This is a genomic window from Flavobacterium sp. 9AF, assembly GCF_902506265.1.
In the GTDB taxonomy this organism is placed as follows: domain Bacteria; phylum Bacteroidota; class Bacteroidia; order Flavobacteriales; family Flavobacteriaceae; genus Flavobacterium.
In genome coordinates this window covers 2,936,363-2,955,061 of record NZ_LR733556.1, presented here as the reverse complement: position 1 = coordinate 2,955,061, position 18,699 = coordinate 2,936,363, and the positions used below count along the sequence as shown (strand labels likewise).

Genomic DNA, 18,699 nt, shown 5'->3' with positions numbered 1-18,699 from the left:
CTATACAATAAAATAATTTTTCTTGATAAGAAATTAAGCTTTACATCAAAGTCTTATATTTTTACAAAGAAATTATTAATTAAAAAATTACTTGCTGATAAAACTTTAAACGAATGCAAATTAGATTCTGAAAAAGTAGAAAAGTTTGTAATGAAATATGATGAAAATGTAGAGACAAATTAGAAAAACATCTGCTAACTGCGATAGCTGTTGTATAACCTCCGTTTTATAAAAATAATTTTCAAATAATATAAATTTCAACCTCTTTTAAATAGCTTTAAAAGAGGTTCTTGTATTATTAAAGTTCATTACAATCGAGTTTTTGAAGTCAAAAAATGCTTGTTTTTACAAAAGCAAAGCACTTCTCTTGTTTTAGGGAAATAACTTGGGCTAAAACAACAGGTCTTTAATCCTAAAACATCATTATTTAGCTTTACAGCTTCTTAGTAGATTCAAGTTCTATTTCTTTCATTTTAAGAATTTATTTTGAGTATATTTGAAGATAGTTAAGGTGCTTTTTCATAATGTCATTAGCTGATATTGTTTTAATATCATTATATAAAACAACTTTTAATATTAAATCAATAGTAATAGAACAACCAATTGGATTAATTCCAGAAATCAAATCTATTGAAGAAAGACATTTTTTGACAATGGATCAAGAAAATGGAATACAGTATAAAAGAGCCATAGAAATTATAGATGAAATAATAATACAGTAACATAGACCGAAGTAAATATGCTAACAACTGTTATTGTAACACAGTGTTATAACTAATTACTGCTTCTAACATAGGCAAAATTGTTGCAAATTTCAATTTGGTATATACTTTCAAAAGTAATCACCAAATTTTACAACTACGCAAACACTTATTAAAAAATGAACGAACAATTAAAACATGATTTAGAAAATATGGAAAGTTTACTTGAAAAAGTGAAAATTCAAGGGCTTGACTTTTTAAATCAAATCTCAGAAAGGCCTACCACTTCAAAAGAAGTTGTTATGCCTTCAACCAATTTAAATGATATAGGCATTGGCGGACTTAGTGCTTTAAAATTGTTTAATGACACCTTTGAGCAAATAATTGTAGGCTCAACAGGTCCTAGATATTTAGGCTTTGTAACAGGTGGATCAACACCTGCATCAATTGTAGGGGATTGGTTAACAACTATCTATGACCAAAACACACAAGCAACAAAAGGTCAAGGTGATATTTCGGCTATCCTTGAATTCGAAACAATAAAATTAGTTTTAGATTTATTCCATCTTCCAAATGACTTTGTAGGTGGTTTTGTAACAGGTGCTACAATGTCAAATTTTACTTGCCTTGGTGTTGCCAGACAATGGTATGGAAAAAACTTTGAAATGGATTTTGCAAAAAATGGTGTGTCTAAAAAAATCAATATTTTTTCGGCAGTCCCACATTCTTCTGCAATCAAGTCATTATCTATGCTAGGAATAGGAAGTACTAATTTCGAAAAAATAAAAACCGAAGCAGGCAATAGAGAAAGTATTGACATTTCAGATTTAGAAAATAAAATAGCAGCATTGAAAGGGGAACCATTTATATTAATTACCAGTGGAGGAACTGTAAATACGGTGGATTATGATGATTTTAATGCCATTGCCAAACTGAAAGAAAAATATAATTTTTGGTGGCATATTGATGGTGCTTTTGGTGCCTTTGCTGTTTGTTCGCCTAAATACAAACACCTCATGCAGGGTTGGGAAAATGCGGATAGTATAACTATTGACTGTCATAAATGGTTAAATGTACCCTATGAAAATGCACTATTTCTGGTGAAAGAAAAACATAAAATTTTGCAAACCGAAACCTTCCAAAATTCTAATGCACCCTATTTAGGAAATCCACTTGAAAACTTTAGTTATCTGAATTTTTTACCAGAAAATTCAAGAAGACTAAGAGCATTACCCGTTTGGTTTTCTTTAGTGGCTTATGGAAAAAAAGGCTATCAATACATTGTGGAGAACTCGGTTGAAATGGCAAATATTTTAGGACAATTTATTGAAAACAGTGAAGAATTTGAATTATTAGCACCTGTTCGATTAAATAATGTTTGTTTCACATTGAGCAAAGAAGAAAATCAAAGTAAAGTGACCGATTTTCTAACCCAATTAAACAATACTCAAAAGGTTTTTATGACACCAACTATTTATAACAACAAAAAAGGAATACGAGCTTCATTTGTAAATTGGCGAACAACAAAAAAGGACATTGATATTATTACAAACGAAATGATGAAAATTATAAGCAACTCATAATTCTTATGAATAAAGGTTTTCTTATTATTATTCCAAAAATTATTTCACTAGTTAAAACTTTGTAGTTGTTTTTTCGAATCGAACTGTGTAAAACAAGTTTATATTTGTTATGATTTGTCCATGATTTTCACCACTACTTTTAGCAACAAAAAATTACAAGTAATACGATTATGAATAAAAAAATAAAATATAACACCCTATGAAGAAAATTCTATTAATAACAATTCTAATATTATCTTTTAATAACTTAAAGGCTCAAAAATCAGTTGAAAAGCAGCTTATTACTGCTGTCAAATTTGAAACTGATAAAATTATCTTGAATGATGAACTGGCTTACAATTACAGTAGAAAAGGAAATGAATTTCTAATTTCACAAATTGATGGAAAAGAATTGATTAAAGGAACTATATCTTCTGATGAAAATGGAAAATTTTCAAGTGTTATTACTTTTTTCCAAATTGGAAAAGAATTTACAAACGAAAAAATTATAGGGCGAAATGATTTAATATTTGCTCTTTGTGAAAACAATGTTATTAAAGAAAATTTTGAAATAGATGAAGTTAAACTTTTAGCTTTTTTTGAAAAATATAACAAATTGAAATAAATATACGAGCATTAACTGCCGCTTTCATAATACAAATAGTTTTGAAAGAATAAGTAAAATGTAATTTTAAAACGACATCATTGAAAAGAACTACACACATAATAAATATTAATTCTGTTGAAGAGGTTCCTACGCTTGAGAGAATTCGCTTAATTCCTCGTGAACAGAAAATGAAACTTGTTTTTGAAAAAGAAGTTCAAAATCAAAGGAAAACTATAGGTCAAAATCTTAAAAAGGAACTTGTGGGTTTTCTAATTGGAATACACACAATTGAACCTGAAATAAACATTGCTAAACTTATCACGGATAAAGAAATTGAAGATCATCAAGTTTTTTTTGAGCAGTGTGCAAAAGATTATAGACAATTAAGTGAAGAATTGCTCTATAAATTAGTTAATAAACTTAAACTGAAATTAAACAAAGACTTTCCAATGGAAACCTTTAACGAACTTAAACAAGACGAAAGACAGATGGGAAAACTTGAAAATTGGAGGTATTTTGTTCACGGCTTTCATTGTGGTTTTAAAAATGAAAAAACAGGACAAGCTATAGAAGTTCCTCTTGTATTTGGACAAGAATTTGGCGATTTAGACCCCTATTTTTTTTCAAAATTTATTAAATCCACTCCGAAATACAAACCTTTACCCATTTCAATTTTTGAAGACTATGACGATGGAAAGAGAATAAATGAAAAAATGCTTTCACTGGGTAAGTTTGAAAGAATTAGTTCTAACGTTGGCAATCATTATGGAATTGTTGTTACAGACAGACAAAAAGTAGCTATTAAATCGTATTTGGAGTTGGAAAAAATGTATGAAGAACAAAACAAGCAAATTGAAAAACCTAAATTTGACTTTTGGAAATTTATGAGGTTAAAAAAATGAAAAACGATTTTACTAAGCTTTTTAAACTTAACAAACTAGAAACTTTAGCTCTAATATGAGAAAAATGAATCGATTAATACTTCTTGGTTTAATATTAGTTTCAATCATTCATTGTAAATCAAATGAAGAAAAAAGACAAACCAAAACAATTAATTGTTTACAAACAATAGAAACAAAAAAGAGTAAACCAATTGAATTGGAAATAGAAAAAAAAGACTCAAAAAATGAGCAATCTATTTTACCAATTCATGGAAAATTAAGCCAAGAAAACTTGCATAAATATTACCCAAAAATTACAGATACAATTAGAGATTTAAGAATTATTGGTTCTGAAAAAATAGATTTGAATCCTGGAAATAAAATTACTGTCAGTATTTTGCACAATACTGGAACATTTGACCAAATGATAGTTTGTACTCATGATAAAAATTTTGGATTGATTGACCATTTATATATTGGTAAAGCAACTGCTTTTGATAATGATAAAAGTCATACAATTGAGTTTTTTATAAAGAATAAAAAAGAAATTATTTTTCTTCAAACGGATTGGGGATATTCTGGAGAAGAAATAGTTCCTATTAAGAAAGAAGAAATGATTATTACTCTTAATGAAAAGGGACAAATAGAACATAGAAAAGTGATATTCAATAATTAAAACAACTAAATGCATCTCTGCTACTTCAGTAATCGTTTGGATGTGTATTTTCAGAATCAAGTATTAATAACATATAATTATTTATAATCGAGAACGTTATACATATATGAAAAAAATGGTTTTCATATTAGTTTTGTTGATTTCCTATCAAGATCTTTATTCCCAAAAAGAAATTGTTGGTAAAGTGGCTTTCTATAAATCGATAGAAAGTAATTGGAAAGTACTCGAATCTTTCCCAGATCAAACAATTGAGAGCCTGACAAATCGAGTACATTCGATTAAAATTGTTCAAAACAATCATATATCAGAATTTGAGACCGACTCTACAGGAATCTTTAAATTCAAAACAAAAGGGAATGATTCTATTCGAATTTATATAAACCATTCTTTCCCTTTATTCAAGGAGGAATTTGAATATGATTTAAGTCAGATAAAAGATACTTTACATTTGAAAATTTCTGACAAAAAACTATGCATTTATAGGGATTCCATCAACGAACCTCAATTCTATACACAATACAAGGAAGAACAAGCGGAATTAGATTTTCAAAACGGAAATAAACGATTGCTTGCTATTGCAGTAGATTGGCCAAAAGAAGATATCATAAAAAGGTTTAAAGAAATAGAAAATGAATACGGAATAAAATACGATTATTTTTTTGAACCCACTCGTGAAAAAATAAGAATCATGTACCGATACAATCAAGTCATGAAAAAACTTCTTGGAATTAATAAGAGTGAGTGGTAAAATCCTTTCTAGGATTTGTAAATTTTGTAAAAATTATTAGTAATATTTCGTAAGAAATTTTATCTTTAACTAAGCCAAGACTAAAATCCGAATGGAAGAAATAAAAGAATCCATTTAAAACACATAACTGACAAATGCTAAAAAATTTGTGTACCCTATAACCCTACATTCACTTTCTAAATAACTTTTTCTGATGCTTGATGTTCTTTTAAAAATCAGGATTTGGATAACTTTCCTACGAAATAAAGGAACATTACCTACAGTATCAGAAATGATTACTCCTAAAATGAAATATGAAATACTATCTGGTTCTTTTATTTGGGAAGACGAAGGTTTATGGGAACATAGAAATCATCATCTACAAAACGCTTTTAAATACGTTATTAAACATCGAATGAATTTACTTGTGGGGCCAGATAATGATGTTGGACATATGCGTTCTAAATCTTTTGATAAAAAGATTTTTAAAATGGCAAAAAAATATTTTCCTAACTGGATTGGATTTCAAGAATCTAGATGTCGCTACAATCCTGAAATTGCAGAAAAAATCCTTAGAATTAAGAAAGTTGAAAAATGGAAATATGAAAAATTATTGAATGAAGAATAACACAAAAAAAAAGATTTTATAAATGTCACATTTGAACGGTATTCAACAAGAACCCAGTGAATAGCTAATAGAAAGTGACTTTCAAGGGATGAAACAGTTTATTCTGTTTCGAAAATATGATGCTTATGGTACCAAGAAAATCTCATTATTAAAAGAATAAAATTTCAGAAAATTCCAATACCTTTTTTCCCTATAAACCCAATTTATGAATCAAAAGAAACTTACCCTTTTAATTACTTTATTTCTGCTATTTTCGTGTTCGCTCCTTTTTGCACAAAACTATATTTTACCCAATGAAGTATTAGTCTACAGTTTTGAAAATCAAAAAGGCAAAAAGCTTGTTTTAGGGAAAGATAAAAACAATCAATACCTCATCTATCGCTTTGGTACAGCTACTACTATTGAATTTGAATATCCCGATACAACCAAGGAAAGTTGGAGTAAATTTACCTACTCTTATTATTCACGTGGAGGTGGTATTCAAAATGAAGGAATGGATTTGAATTATGTTACTTTTACCAATGGTAATTATCAATATGTAATCTATGACACGTATTATGCTGTTGAAGACACATCCGAAATTGGAATCAAAATAACCAACCTTACAACCCATAAAACTACAACTATAAGAGGTAATTATGCTACTAAAAAGGGAAGTTTAATTGGTTTTAGAACGAATAATTTATTGAAAATTGATGATGAATAAGTCTGAATTTAGTATCCTAATTTTGATTCTTCATTTGATAGGATGTACCGATTTCAAAGAAAAAAGAAGTACTCATTAGACCTTTTCAAATGATACCTCCAAAAGAAGTTTTAGAAACTGAAATAGATTGGGATTCTTTTTAATTTTTTAAGGTCAAAACAATTTCCATTTGAATTAATTACTATATTGTATTAAAGTATCGAAAGGATTATATTTAAGTTAATAAAGTCCATTTAGAATAATTTCTGAATAGTGAATTAAACTCAATATTACAATGTTGACAGTTACCAATCAAATCAAAGAATATATAGCTTCTTTACCAGAACCCAAACGTTCTGACATGGTAATTTTGCACGAAAACATCGTACAAGTTTTTCCAAAAGATAATACATTATGGTTTTTAGATGGAAAAGATGCAACAGGGAAAATCGTTACGAATCCTAACATTGGTTACGGACATTTAACTATACATTATGCAAATGGTACAACCAAAGATTTTTATCAAGCCGGAATTAGTGCAAACACCACTGGAATTTCAGTTTACATAATGGGACTTGAAGACAAAAAATATTTATCCGAAACTTATAAAGACACTATAGGTAAAGCCACTATAACAGGTTATTGTATTAAATTCAAAAAGCTTCAAGATATAGATTTGGAGGTGCTTAAAACAGCAATTCAAGAGGGCATCAAGCAAACTTCTTAAAAGGGTAAGTTTTACCAAAATTATGGTGTCTTATAAAAGAAATAGTAGAAATTAAATAGTCAAACCTAAACAACATCAATATGATTCCAATCAACGACTTACTCTTATTTGCTTTATCTGCCTTACTAATGGTACTTACTCCTGGACCCAACATGATTTACTTACTTTCTAGATCCTTATCACAAGGGAAAAATGCAGGAATTATTTCATTATTCGAAGTAATGTGCGGATTTTTATTTCACATCATTATGGTCTCATTTGGATTAACGGCTATCTTTTTTGCTATTCCTTATGTTTTTACAGTTGTAAAAATTTTGGGTATATGCTATCTTCTCTACTTAGCCTATAATTCCTTAAAATCTGAAAATAAAATCTTTGAAGCCAAAACAAATTTAAAATCAGATAATCCTTTAAAATTATTTAATATTGGTCTTATGACTAATATTTTGAATCCTAAAATGGCCGTTTTTTATCTTTCTTTTTTTCCTCAATTTATAAAACCCGAATACGGTTCTATCTTGAGTCAGAGTTTTCAATTGGGAATCGTTCAGATCATGATAAGTTTCAGTGTCAACTTTTTGATTGTCATTTCTGCTTCAAAAATGGCAAACTGGTTTGCTAAAAAACCAATTTGGTTGCGCATTCAAAAATGGTTTATGACTTCGGTCTTAACTGGACTTGCTGTAAAAATGGCATTAGCGAAAGCTAAATAAAAAATTAGAATAAAACTTGCACATTTATTCAATATCTAAAGCATTCGAATTCAAAAAAATAATTAACACATATCGACATATTTCGATATATAATATTATATTTGTTGTATGGATATAATAGAAATTAATAAAGTTTTATCAAACGCTGTTAGAATAGAAATTTTGGATTGGCTAAAAGATATGGAAGCTAACTTTCCTCCACAAATTAATGTTCCTGATTTTAAAAATGGTGTTTGCGTATGTCACATTCAAGACAAGTCAGGTCTTTCACAGTCAACCATTTCACATTATTTAACTATGATGCAAAAAGTAGATCTGTTGGTTGCAACAAGAATTGGTAAATGGACATATTATAAAAGAAATGAAAAGGTTATTAGTGATTACATCCTTTTTCTTAAAAAAAATCTATAATTTTTTAAAGTTATAAAATGATAAATCGAGATATTTAAATATATAAATTCAAACAAATAGATATTAATAATAAAAATATGGAAAATTTACTCTTAATAGGTTCAAACGCTTTAAAAAAAGCGGCTTTAAATGAAAATGTTAAAACACACATATTGAAAGATCCTGTTCTATACAAGACTTTAAAAAAAGCTGCTGATAGATATATTGGTGGGGAAAATCTTGAAGAAACAATAATGAAAGTTATTGATCAAAATAAGAATGGAATGAAATGTTCCTTAGAATTTATGGGTGAAAATACGGCAACAATTCAAGAAGCTCACCAAGCTACAAACGAATTTATACGCATTGCAAAACAAATTAAAAATCAGAACTTAAATGCCACAATTTCATTAGATTTATCCCACATTGGATTAGCAATATCAAAGGATTTATGTTTTGAAAACTTAACGCAAATTTGTAAGGAAGCTAAAAATATAGAAGTTACAATAAGCGCTGAAGGAACAGAAAAAACGGATAATGTAATGGATACTTATATTAAAGGTTCTAAACAATTTGATAATTTATCGATAACCCTACAAGCTTATTTATATCGTAGTAAAGATGACTTTAAAGAACTCATAAAAGAAAAGGGCAGAATTAGAATTGTAAAAGGAGCTTTTGAAACACCTGAAGGTCTTTCGATTCCAAGGGGAAAGGAATTAGACGAAACGTATTTATATTATTTAGATGAACTTCTATCCAAAAATCATAGATGTGCTATAGCAACGCATCATCATTTTATTCAAGAAGAAGCTGCAAAACGAATTGATTTTTATAAAACCGATTCTGAATTGTATGAATTCGAAAGTTTGTATGGTATCGAAACAGATCAATTAGACAATTTAAAAATGAGAGGTTATAATACCAAACTATATTTTGTCTATGGTGCAGAATGGTATTTATATTTATGCAATCGTATTGCTGAATATCCTATGAATATTTTTAGAGCATTATCAGATATTGTAAACTAAAAAACTAATGATATTAATTCATACCTCTTATTCTTTCTTTTACAACTTTACAATTATATATTTGAAATCATTTATTATTTTTTGCATTCTTACGTAAGTATAAAGTAATAATTATTATTAAAAAACTGAATTATATGAATGGTCCAAATAAAGAAAAAAAATTTCCACTTGAAAACTATGATAAACTTTGTTTTTTAAAGAATATCATTACGAATCCCAATATCATTGTGGGTGATTATACCTATTATGATGATTTTGAAAACGTTGAAAATTTTGAAAAAAATGTAAAATACCATTTTGATTTTATAGATGATAAACTAATCATTGGAAAATTTTGCATGATTGCTTCTGGAGTAAAATTTATAATGAATGGAGCCAATCACCTTACCCATTCCCTATCAGCTTACCCTTTTGCCATTTTTGGAAAAGGTTGGGAAAAAGCAATGGAGGGAAAAACATATCCAAATAAAGGAGATATAATCATCGGAAATGATGTATGGATTGGACACAATGCAACTATAATGGCAGGAATAAAAATTGGAGATGGAGCAATTATAGCAACTAATTCTACAGTTATTAAAGATGTAGCTCCTTATACTGTAGTGGGTGGAAATCCTGCACAAGAAATTAGAAAACGATTTGATGAAAAAACCATTAACAAACTTTTAGAAATAAAATGGTGGGATTGGAATATAGAAAAAATTACAAATAACATTCAAAAACTTACTGATAATAAAATAGATGAACTGTAATTTTTGGATAAAATATAATAAAAAAAACGATTTCTTTCTGAAATCGTTTTTTTGCAATGACTTTTCTTATTTTAAAATAGGCTCAAAATTAGGTTTAAAATAATTAGGCCCTTTCATTACTTTACCATCTTCTCTATAAATAGGCTTGCCATCTTCTCCCAATTTACTCATATTGCTTCTTTGAATTTCATCAAATACTTCCTCAATTTTGTGTTGTAAACCGTGTTCTAAAATAGTTCCACAAAGGATATACAACATATCGCCTAATGCATCTGCAATTTCAATAATATCATTATTTTGAACGGCTTCTAAATATTCTTCATTCTCTTCTTTCATTAACTCAAATCGCAATTGATTTTTTTGCTCTCCAAGATTGGCTTTCAATTCATTACTAACTCCTAAACCATACGTAGTATGAAATAGAGTTACCGCTTCTAATTGTTTTTTCATTATTCCTATATTTTATTCATGTAAAAGTATTCAAATGCGTATTTCATTTCCTATTTTTGCAAAAAAAATTATAATTATGTTTTCAACAGGTCAATGGTATTTCGCTATTTTTTTTGTTATTGCTTTTATTGCTGTAATGATTTATGTGTATCGAAAAGACCTTAAAGAACTTAAACTGCAATATAAAGGCACCTATTGGATATTGTTTGGTTTTCTCCTTTTTATAGCTTTTTTATTTTTTATTAAATTATATTTAAAGGATTAATTTTATATATTTGGAAAACCACAAATTTGCCATTAAATGAGAATAGCTAAATATATTTTCTTACTTATCTTACTTTTATCAATCGCTTTTATAGTTTTTATAGCTACACAACCTAATGAATTTACCTATAAATCGGAAAGAACTATAAAAACTTCAAAAAATACGCTATTTCAATTTATCAATGACTATAAAAATTGGAATCATTGGTATCCAGAATTAAACACTAAAACTAAAATATCTCTTTCTGAAATAACTACTGGTGAAGGTGCTTTCATAAGTTGGGATAATTCTAAAGTAATCACAACAAAAGTTTTTTCAAACGATTCCATCTATCAATTGAAAGAACAACAAAATGATACATACGAATGGCATTGGAAATTGGAAGAAATTAAAGGTGAAACAAAAGTTACTTGGCAAATAAAAGGAAAATTAAGTTTTAATGAAAAACTAACATCCTTTTTAAAAGGTGGAAACGAATTTGTGTACACTTCAAAAATGGAACAAGGCTTAGAAAATATTACTAATTATTTAGTAAATGAAATAAGCAACTATGCTATTTCAATTAATGGAATAACAAAGTATCCTGCTAGTTATTATATACAACAAAAAGATTCCGCAACTGGAATTAATTTACCTGTAAAAACGAAAAAAGCAATGGATAATGTTTTACAATTTGTAAAACAAAATGATATTGTAATTAATGGTAATAATTTCATCCAATATTTTACTTGGAATTTTGAAGAACCTATTTCTTTTGCTGCTTGTATTCCTATAGAAGAAGAAATATTAACAACTCCTTTAAGTGACATTACTGGACATTTTCAAGAAGAATATAGTGCTTTAAAAATAACCTTAAAAGGTAGTTATTATCATAGAAAAGAAGCTTGGGATAAAGGTTTTGCTTTTATCAAAGAAAATCAAGAATATGCTTTAGACCTAACAACAAATGCTATTAAAGAAATCTATAAAAAAGACATTAGTCAAACGAATAATCCATCCGAATTCATTACCGAAATTTTAATACCAGTTAAAGTTAAAAATGAAATTCCTAAACCGGTAACCAAACCAACTATAACGTCTAAACCTGTTAGTGCTCCAAAAAATGACACAATTAACTAAGAATAAGAATGAAAGTAAACAATACTATCGATTTTTCTTTTTAATTGCTGTAGGAATATTACTTATTAATGATTTTATTTTAAAAGAAACTTTTCATAATGAAATTACAGGAAAATTATCTGATGTTACAGGTTTGTTTGCATTCCCATATTTTATAAGTTTATTATTTCCCAAAAAAGTAAAACTAAATTATATCGCTTCAATTTTACTTTTTATTGTTTGGAAATCAGAATGGATTGAACCATTACTGCTTTGGTTTCAAAGTATTGGTATTGGAATAAATAGAACCGTTGATTACACCGATTTATATACATTAGCCATAGTACCACTCTCCTATTGGTATTGGTTTAACCCAACAAAAACCATTATACTGTTACCCAAAATAGCAAAACCTGCTATTCTATGTATTTGTTCCTTTGCTTTTATTGCAACTTCTTTACCCAAACAATATGGTATCGTTCATCAATCTTCTAATTTAGAAATTCAAATTTCACAATCTAAAGATTCTCTCATTGCAAAAATGGAATTAAAAGAAATAGATTCTATTTATTACTATACTAGCCTATATTTAAAAGATACTGATACAGAAATAACTTATATAGTTAGCCTAAAAGAAAACGAGAATAAAGAAATCAGTATTAAACTAGATAGTATCAGAGAATATGAAGTTTCGGGTGCTTTATTTTTCGGTATTGATGAAGACGATATAGAAACCATGGAAAATTTTCAAGTAAAAGACTACGAAAGATTATTTTTGGAACGTAAAATTATTCCCTTATACAAATAATTACTTTTTGTAATAGCTTTCAATCACCTTTCGAATAGATGCAAAGCCAATTTTTTCTAAGTCTATTTGTTTTCTATTGATCCAAATTAAATCTTGGATTTCGTCTTTAGCAGTGACAGAAACCGTTTTGGAAACTAAGGGACATTCGTAAAAGATATCCATTGTACGATACGGTACATTCTTATACAAATAATCGTTTGGAGACGTGGTAATATATTTTAAATCTTTGGGTGCTACTGTGATTCCCAATTCTTCTTTAATTTCTCTACAAGCTGCTTCTTCCGCTGTTTCTTTAGGATCGATAAAACCTCCTGGTAAATCGAGTTTCCCTTTATCGGGATCCACATTTCGAACGGTAAATAAAACAGCGTCTTCAAACGTAAAGACAACTGCAACAGCCGCAGCAATATTATGATAATAGACAAAATCACACGTGTTACAGTGAAATCTAAAGTTGTTTTCAAAAGTAAAATGAGTGGATTTGCAATTCGGACAATAGGTGAAAAATGACATGGAAATAAATTATAGTTTCAAAATTACGAATTATACGTTAGCAATTTTAGTTCAAGTAAGAATCTTTAAGTATTTTTGAACAAAATAAAAAGATCATGTATTGCCAAAAATGTAATTATAATTTGACAACGCCATTCTTAAATGAATTACAAATTAAGCATTTAAAAAAAATACTTGAAAATCAAGAATACATGAATGCAATACTTTTCATAAATAAGAACGGAAAAATCGATTTAAAAGATAGTAAAGCATATATAATGCATATTTCAGTTGATTCAACTTGTCATAATTGCAAAACGAAAACACTTTTTACAACGCATTTTGAATGTCATAAATGTCATTCTTTAAACATTATTTTGTAGCAATGTCTAAACACCTTGTCATCATAGGAACCGTTTGGCCCGAACCGAATTCAACTGCTGCAGGAAGCCGAATGCTACAACTCATTGCTTTGTTTCAAAAAGACAATTATAGCATCAGTTTTTTATCTTCTGCAAAAAAATCAGAGTTTAGTTTCCCATTAGAATCGCAAGATATTGATTGTTATTCGATTGCATTGAATGAGGATAGCTTTGATACCTTAATCCAAAACTTACAACCTTCTATTGTACTTTTTGATCGCTTTATGATGGAAGAACAATACGGTTGGAGAGTAGCCGATCAGTGTCCTGATGCTATTCGAATTTTAGATACAGAAGATGTACACTTTTTAAGAAAAGCTAGGGAAACAGCATACAAACAAAACAGGGAATTGGTTTTTGAAGATTACCTCTCAGATGTTTTTAAAAGAGAATTTGCAGCGATGCATCGTTGCGATTTGAATTTGATTATTTCCGAATACGAAATGGAATTACTTACTGAAACCTTTCAAGTCAATTCATCTATTTTACAGTACTTGCCTTTTTTGGTGGAAACCATTTCAGAAAACTTTACAAATGAAATACCTCCATTTTCACAAAGAAGTCATTTTATAAGCATAGGTAACTTTTTACACGAACCAAATTGGCAAACAGTACTCCAACTCAAAAAATGTTGGAAATCGATTAAAAAAGCCCTTCCTGAAGCTGAATTACATGTTTACGGTTCGTACGTAACCCAAAAAGCCCAGCAATTGCATAACGAAAAAGAAGGATTTTTAATCAAAGGACGTGCTTTAGATGTTGCTACAGTTTTTAATTCGAGTAAAGTATTATTGGCACCAATTCCTTATGGTGCGGGTTTGAAAGGCAAATTATTAGAAAGTATGCAATTCGGTTTACCCAATGTTACAACTGAAATAGGAGCTGAAGGAATGCATGGAAATTTAAATTGGAACGGATACATTACCCAAACCCAAGAAGAGTTTGTACAAAAAGCCATTGCGTTATATCAAAATGAGGTCATTTGGAAACAAGCACAACTCAACGGAATTGCAATTATTAACCAAAGATTTACTAAAACTTTATTTGAAACCGATTGTATTACCAAAGTAAATCACTTGAATCAACATCTGAAACAACATCGCATTCAAAATTTTTTAGGACAAGTCTTCCAACATCAAAGCTTGCAAAGTACCAAATACATGAGCAAATGGATTTCGTTAAAGAATGGGAATTAATACAAAATTGTCATTCCGAACTTGTTGCGGAATCTTTTCATTAGTAAAATATTATAATAGTAGATGCTGAAACAAGTTCAGCATGACAAATAAACTACCCATGTATCGCTTCACCTGTTCCGTAACTGGCAATTACCTTCGCTTCGTGTTCCAACCATTCTTCCCAACGTTTTTTTACATCGTAGCCTTTTTCTGCTAGGTCATGTGCAAATTGTAAAAATGCAGTATAATGATTGGCTTCAGAAATCATTAATCCCCTGTAAAAAGTAGCCAGTTCTTGATCTTTGATATTTTCAGACAATACTTTAAATCGTTCACAACTTCTCGCTTCAATCATGGCTGCAAAAAGCATACGTTCCACTATGATATGTTTCCGATTACCTGGTTTCATGAATTTGAACAAATCGTTCACATAGCTGTCTTTTCTTTCGCGACCTAAAACCCAACCTCTTGCTTTTATAATTTCGTGAACTTGCTCAAAATGATCCAATTCTTCTTTTGCAATTTTGGTTAGTTCTGTTGTAATTTCAGTAAATTCTGGCAACATGGTAATTAACATAATTGCATTAGAAGCTGCTTTTTGTTCACACCAAGCATGGTCTGTTAAAATTTCTTCTAAATTTCCTTCAGCAATATTGGCCCATCTTGGGTCAGTTGGTAATTTTAATCGAAACATGGTATTGTATTTGATTACAAAAATACATTTTTTACAATTAATCTTTTCAATGAAATAAACTAACGTAATTATAACAAAATAAATTAAATGGGAATTATGTAATAAACACAAAAAAAGCAATAACACTTAATTACTTTAACCAACATAACTTGCACCTATAATTTTAAAAATAAATAATATGAAAAAAGTAACCGTAATTTTAGCTACATTAGTTATATTAGCTAGTGTAAGCTGTAAAGAACAAAATGAAGAGCCACAAGTGGTGGAAAAGACGGAAACCGTTGTAATTGAAAAAGAAACACAACCGGAAGAAAATGATGGAACCTCTCTAAGTATCAGTAATGATGGTGTGGAGTTCTCAACTAAAGATGGAGAGAAAAAAACTGAAGTTGACATTGACACAGAAAACAAATAAATAAAATAGTATAAACTATTACAATGCGAAATAATAAACAGAGCCAACAATTAATTGTTGGCTCTGTTTATTAAATAATATGAACACACCAAGATTTTTTATTATTGTAGCTAATTTTACCTTCTTTTACCTCTAAAGGACAATCAAAGTTATTGGTATACAAACCACCAGTTCCTAATCCTTGCGGCAAAGGGTTTTGTAAAGTATAGGTAAATTGCGTAATCGCATTTAAACCTATATTACTTTCTAATGCAGAAGTAATCCACCATTGAATATTTAATTTTTCTGCCACTTCAATCCATTCTAAGGTACCTTGAAAACCTCCTATCAAACTAGGCTTTAAAATGATATATTGAGGCTGAATTTTTTGCAATAAATTCGTCTTTCTCTCAATTCCAAACACTCCTATAAGTTCCTCATCTAATGCAATAGGCAAAGGACTCATTTTACACAGCTCTGCCATACTGTCAGTATGGTTTTTAGAAATAGGTTGTTCGATACTATGTAATTTATAACCAGATAATTGATTTAACTTATTTAAAGCTTCATTTAAACCAAAAGCTCCATTTGCATCCACTCTAATTTCAACCATTTTTTCATCAAAATGATTTCGAATAAAAGCCAACAAACCCAATTCTTTTTGAAAATCTATAGCACCAATTTTTAATTTTATACAACGAAATCCTTGCGCTAATTTTTCTTCAATTTGAGCCTTCATAAAAGCCTCCTCACCCATCCAAACCAAACCATTAATTTCCATTTTTTTTTGTCCAAATGTAAATTCTGAAGGAAATAAATCAAACGGAGTTTTTGAAACTAGAGACAAAAAAGCCATTTCTACTCCAAATTGGATGGAAGGAAATTCGACTAAAGCATCCCATAATTGATCTTTCCCTAAATGGATGTTTTCACAAACCCATTGGAGTTTTTGTTCATAGTCTGGTCGATCATCTACAGAGAGTGTTCTGAGAATACCACACTCACCTATGCCTATTTTATCGTTTTCCTTTAAAATAAGAAACCAAGTCTCTTTTTCCAATAAAATACCTCGAGAGGTACCACTGGGTCTCTTAAAAGCAAGGATATGCTTTTTGTAAGTTGCTTTCATATTGAATTACATTATCAATTACAATTTCAATAATAAATTTAATGTTAACATTCATAATGACATTGATATTGATATTGACATTGTTTATTAAAGTTCAATAGACTCGCCTATTTCCAACAGCATCAAATCTTTATTTTTATCGAAGAATTTACGTTTGGCTTCATCATGATCGATTTCGATATACCCAAAAGTATCAAAATGATAGCCTAAAACTTTATCACACTGTACAAAATCGGAAGCAATAATAGCATCTTCGACATCCATTGTAAAATTGCTTCCTATTGGCAAAATGGCCAAATCCAATTGCGTACGCATCGGAATTAATTTCATATCCATAGTTAAAGCAGTATCACCTGCAATGTAAATATTCTTTCTTTCACCTTCAATTACAAATCCTCCAGGTTGACCGCCATAAGTTCCATCAGGAAAAGAAGAAGTATGCAAAGCGCTTACGTATTTAACAGTACCAAATTCAAAATCCCAACTACCTCCATGATTCATGGGATGATAAGAAAAGCCTTTATTGCCATAATAAGAGGCAATTTCGAAATTAGAAACAATAACTGCATCGGTACGTTTTGCAATGGCTTCAACATCCAAAACATGATCTTGATGTGCGTGTGTTAACAAAATAAAATCAGCTTTTAAATGATCTATATTGATATGAGAAGCTTTAGGATTACCTGTAATAAATGGATCTACTAATATAGAAACGTCATTAACTTCAATTCCTAAACAAGCATGTCCATAAAATGTTATTTTCATATTATTTAATTTTTTAAAAGGTTTGATTACTTATGCTTTTATAATAATAAAGATAACCAAAATAATATACTTAATGCAAATGTACTCAAGGCTACTTTTTTTAATTCTGGATCAAAATCTGCATAGGTAGTGGATTTTCTTACACTATTAATATGCATGATTATGGGTAGATTTATTAATAAGATAGGAAATAAAGATGTTTTTGTTAGGAGGTTAAAAAGTAAGAAACTTAAAGATGCAATCGTTAATAAAGTATTATGATATCTTTTTGCGTTAGCCAATCCCATTTTAACAACCAAAGTCATTTTTCCCGCTTTTCTATCATTTTCAATATCTCTCATATTGTTCAAATTTAGTACCGCTACACTTAATAAACCTATTGTAGTTGCTGGTAATAATAGTTGCCAATCTATTATTTTGGTAAACAAAAAATTAGAACCAATTACTGATACTAACCCAAAAAAAATAAAAACAAATAGATCTCCTAAACCATTATATCCATAAGCATTACTTCCCACTGTATATTTTATAGCAGCTGCAATTGCACTGATTCCTAAAAGAATAAAAATTAAACTTAAAACAAAATTTTCTTTCCCAAAAGCAACATAAATTAGACTTAAAGCTAAAAGCAAAGTGATGATAGCTAAACTAATTACTGCTCTTTTCATTTGTTTAGCAGAAATTACACCTGCAGCAACCATGCGTTTTTCTCCAATCCTATTTACATCGGTTCCTTTTACTCCGTCACCATAATCATTTGCGTAATTAGACAAAATTTGTAAAGCTAATGTGGTTAAAAAAGCTAAAGCTAAAATTTTATAATTAAAAAAGCCTTGATGATAGGCATAAGCACTACCTACGATTATACCAGAAAGCGATAAGGGCAATGTTCTTAAACGAGCCGCTTGAATCCAGTGTTTCATT

At 29.1% G+C, this 18,699-nt stretch carries 24 protein-coding genes; 18 read left to right on the top strand and 6 right to left on the bottom strand.

From position 1 onward, the window contains the following. The 14 genes from HALO113_RS13500 to HALO113_RS13435 all read left to right on the top strand — a co-directional run. Positions 1-183 (top strand): hypothetical protein (locus HALO113_RS13500; protein ID WP_236554692.1); only part of this gene is annotated, 183 nt, incomplete at its 5' end. Positions 184-524: 341 nt separating this feature from the next. Next, positions 525-722 carry a hypothetical protein gene (locus HALO113_RS13495; RefSeq protein ID WP_159779524.1) on the top strand — a complete coding sequence of 66 codons (198 nt, stop codon included), beginning with the start codon at positions 525-527 and terminating at the stop codon, positions 720-722. Positions 723-880: 158 nt separating this feature from the next. Further along, positions 881-2,284 carry a pyridoxal-dependent decarboxylase gene (locus HALO113_RS13490; RefSeq protein WP_159779523.1) on the top strand — a complete coding sequence of 468 codons (1,404 nt, stop codon included), beginning with the start codon at positions 881-883 and terminating at the stop codon, positions 2,282-2,284. 199 nt (positions 2,285-2,483) lie between these two features. After that, positions 2,484-2,888, top strand: a complete 405-nt coding sequence (locus HALO113_RS13485) for a hypothetical protein (protein WP_159779522.1) — start codon at positions 2,484-2,486, stop codon at positions 2,886-2,888. A gap of 80 nt (positions 2,889-2,968) precedes the next feature. Continuing rightward, positions 2,969-3,772 (top strand): hypothetical protein, encoded by an 804-nt coding sequence (locus HALO113_RS13480; RefSeq protein WP_201297613.1) that lies wholly within the window; start codon positions 2,969-2,971, stop codon positions 3,770-3,772. Between the two features lie 64 nt (positions 3,773-3,836). After that, positions 3,837-4,427, top strand: a complete 591-nt coding sequence (locus tag HALO113_RS13475) for a hypothetical protein (RefSeq protein ID WP_159779521.1) — start codon at positions 3,837-3,839, stop codon at positions 4,425-4,427. Between the two features lie 115 nt (positions 4,428-4,542). Further along, the gene (locus HALO113_RS13470; RefSeq protein ID WP_159779520.1) at positions 4,543-5,175 is read left to right on the top strand and encodes a hypothetical protein; all 633 of its coding nucleotides are present in this window, start codon (positions 4,543-4,545) and stop codon (positions 5,173-5,175) included. A gap of 193 nt (positions 5,176-5,368) precedes the next feature. Next, positions 5,369-5,782 carry a hypothetical protein gene (locus HALO113_RS13465; RefSeq protein ID WP_159779519.1) on the top strand — a complete coding sequence of 138 codons (414 nt, stop codon included), beginning with the start codon at positions 5,369-5,371 and terminating at the stop codon, positions 5,780-5,782. Positions 5,783-5,987: 205 nt separating this feature from the next. Beyond that, positions 5,988-6,488, top strand: coding sequence for a hypothetical protein (locus HALO113_RS13460; RefSeq protein WP_159779518.1), 501 nt, complete (start codon positions 5,988-5,990; stop codon positions 6,486-6,488). A 274-nt stretch (positions 6,489-6,762) separates the two neighbouring features. Beyond that, complete coding sequence (locus HALO113_RS13455) at positions 6,763-7,194, top strand: DUF1801 domain-containing protein (RefSeq protein WP_236554690.1); 432 nt, start codon at positions 6,763-6,765, stop codon at positions 7,192-7,194. Positions 7,195-7,274: 80 nt separating this feature from the next. Next, entirely contained in the window at positions 7,275-7,907 is a 633-nt protein-coding gene (locus HALO113_RS13450) for a LysE family translocator (protein ID WP_159779517.1), read from the top strand. A 108-nt stretch (positions 7,908-8,015) separates the two neighbouring features. Further along, complete coding sequence (locus HALO113_RS13445; protein WP_159779516.1) at positions 8,016-8,318, top strand: helix-turn-helix transcriptional regulator; 303 nt, start codon at positions 8,016-8,018, stop codon at positions 8,316-8,318. A gap of 77 nt (positions 8,319-8,395) precedes the next feature. Further along, complete coding sequence (locus HALO113_RS13440; protein ID WP_159779515.1) at positions 8,396-9,328, top strand: proline dehydrogenase family protein; 933 nt, start codon at positions 8,396-8,398, stop codon at positions 9,326-9,328. A 134-nt stretch (positions 9,329-9,462) separates the two neighbouring features. Continuing rightward, positions 9,463-10,080, top strand: coding sequence for a CatB-related O-acetyltransferase (locus tag HALO113_RS13435; RefSeq protein ID WP_159779514.1), 618 nt, complete (start codon positions 9,463-9,465; stop codon positions 10,078-10,080). 66 nt (positions 10,081-10,146) lie between these two features. On the opposite strand, the gene HALO113_RS13430 is transcribed toward HALO113_RS13435, so the two are convergent. Beyond that, entirely contained in the window at positions 10,147-10,530 is a 384-nt protein-coding gene (locus tag HALO113_RS13430) for a nucleoside triphosphate pyrophosphohydrolase family protein (protein WP_159779513.1), read from the bottom strand. Positions 10,531-10,831: 301 nt separating this feature from the next. Here HALO113_RS13430 and HALO113_RS13425 point away from each other — a divergent pair, with 301 nt between their 5' ends. After that, entirely contained in the window at positions 10,832-11,914 is a 1,083-nt protein-coding gene (locus HALO113_RS13425) for a hypothetical protein (protein ID WP_159779512.1), read from the top strand. Further along, positions 11,898-12,701 carry a hypothetical protein gene (locus HALO113_RS13420; RefSeq protein WP_159779511.1) on the top strand — a complete coding sequence of 268 codons (804 nt, stop codon included), beginning with the start codon at positions 11,898-11,900 and terminating at the stop codon, positions 12,699-12,701. The genes HALO113_RS13425 and HALO113_RS13420 overlap by 17 nt, the downstream gene beginning before the upstream one ends. Here HALO113_RS13420 and HALO113_RS13415 read toward each other — a convergent pair whose 3' ends face one another. Next, on the bottom strand, positions 12,702-13,214 hold the full coding sequence (locus tag HALO113_RS13415; protein WP_159779510.1) for an NUDIX domain-containing protein: 513 nt from the start codon (positions 13,212-13,214) through the stop codon (positions 12,702-12,704). A 364-nt stretch (positions 13,215-13,578) separates the two neighbouring features. Here HALO113_RS13415 and HALO113_RS13410 point away from each other — a divergent pair, with 364 nt between their 5' ends. Continuing rightward, a complete protein-coding gene (locus HALO113_RS13410; RefSeq protein WP_159779619.1) occupies positions 13,579-14,811 on the top strand; it encodes a glycosyltransferase in 1,233 nt (410 codons plus the stop codon). Positions 14,812-14,905: 94 nt separating this feature from the next. Here HALO113_RS13410 and HALO113_RS13405 read toward each other — a convergent pair whose 3' ends face one another. Beyond that, the gene (locus HALO113_RS13405; protein WP_159779509.1) at positions 14,906-15,487 is read right to left on the bottom strand and encodes a tRNA-(ms[2]io[6]A)-hydroxylase; all 582 of its coding nucleotides are present in this window, start codon (positions 15,485-15,487) and stop codon (positions 14,906-14,908) included. A gap of 178 nt (positions 15,488-15,665) precedes the next feature. On the opposite strand from HALO113_RS13405, the gene HALO113_RS13400 reads away from it, so the two are divergent. Next, positions 15,666-15,902 carry a hypothetical protein gene (locus tag HALO113_RS13400; protein WP_159779508.1) on the top strand — a complete coding sequence of 79 codons (237 nt, stop codon included), beginning with the start codon at positions 15,666-15,668 and terminating at the stop codon, positions 15,900-15,902. Between the two features lie 70 nt (positions 15,903-15,972). Here HALO113_RS13400 and HALO113_RS13395 read toward each other — a convergent pair whose 3' ends face one another. From HALO113_RS13395 to menA, 3 genes are all read right to left on the bottom strand, one after another. Continuing rightward, positions 15,973-17,010, bottom strand: a complete 1,038-nt coding sequence (locus HALO113_RS13395; RefSeq protein ID WP_159779507.1) for an o-succinylbenzoate synthase — start codon at positions 17,008-17,010, stop codon at positions 15,973-15,975. 87 nt (positions 17,011-17,097) lie between these two features. After that, positions 17,098-17,775, bottom strand: a complete 678-nt coding sequence (locus HALO113_RS13390; RefSeq protein WP_159779506.1) for a metal-dependent hydrolase — start codon at positions 17,773-17,775, stop codon at positions 17,098-17,100. Positions 17,776-17,813: 38 nt separating this feature from the next. Then, on the bottom strand, positions 17,814-18,698 hold the full coding sequence (menA, locus tag HALO113_RS13385; protein WP_159779505.1) for a 1,4-dihydroxy-2-naphthoate octaprenyltransferase: 885 nt from the start codon (positions 18,696-18,698) through the stop codon (positions 17,814-17,816). Position 18,699: the final 1 nt, after the last annotated feature.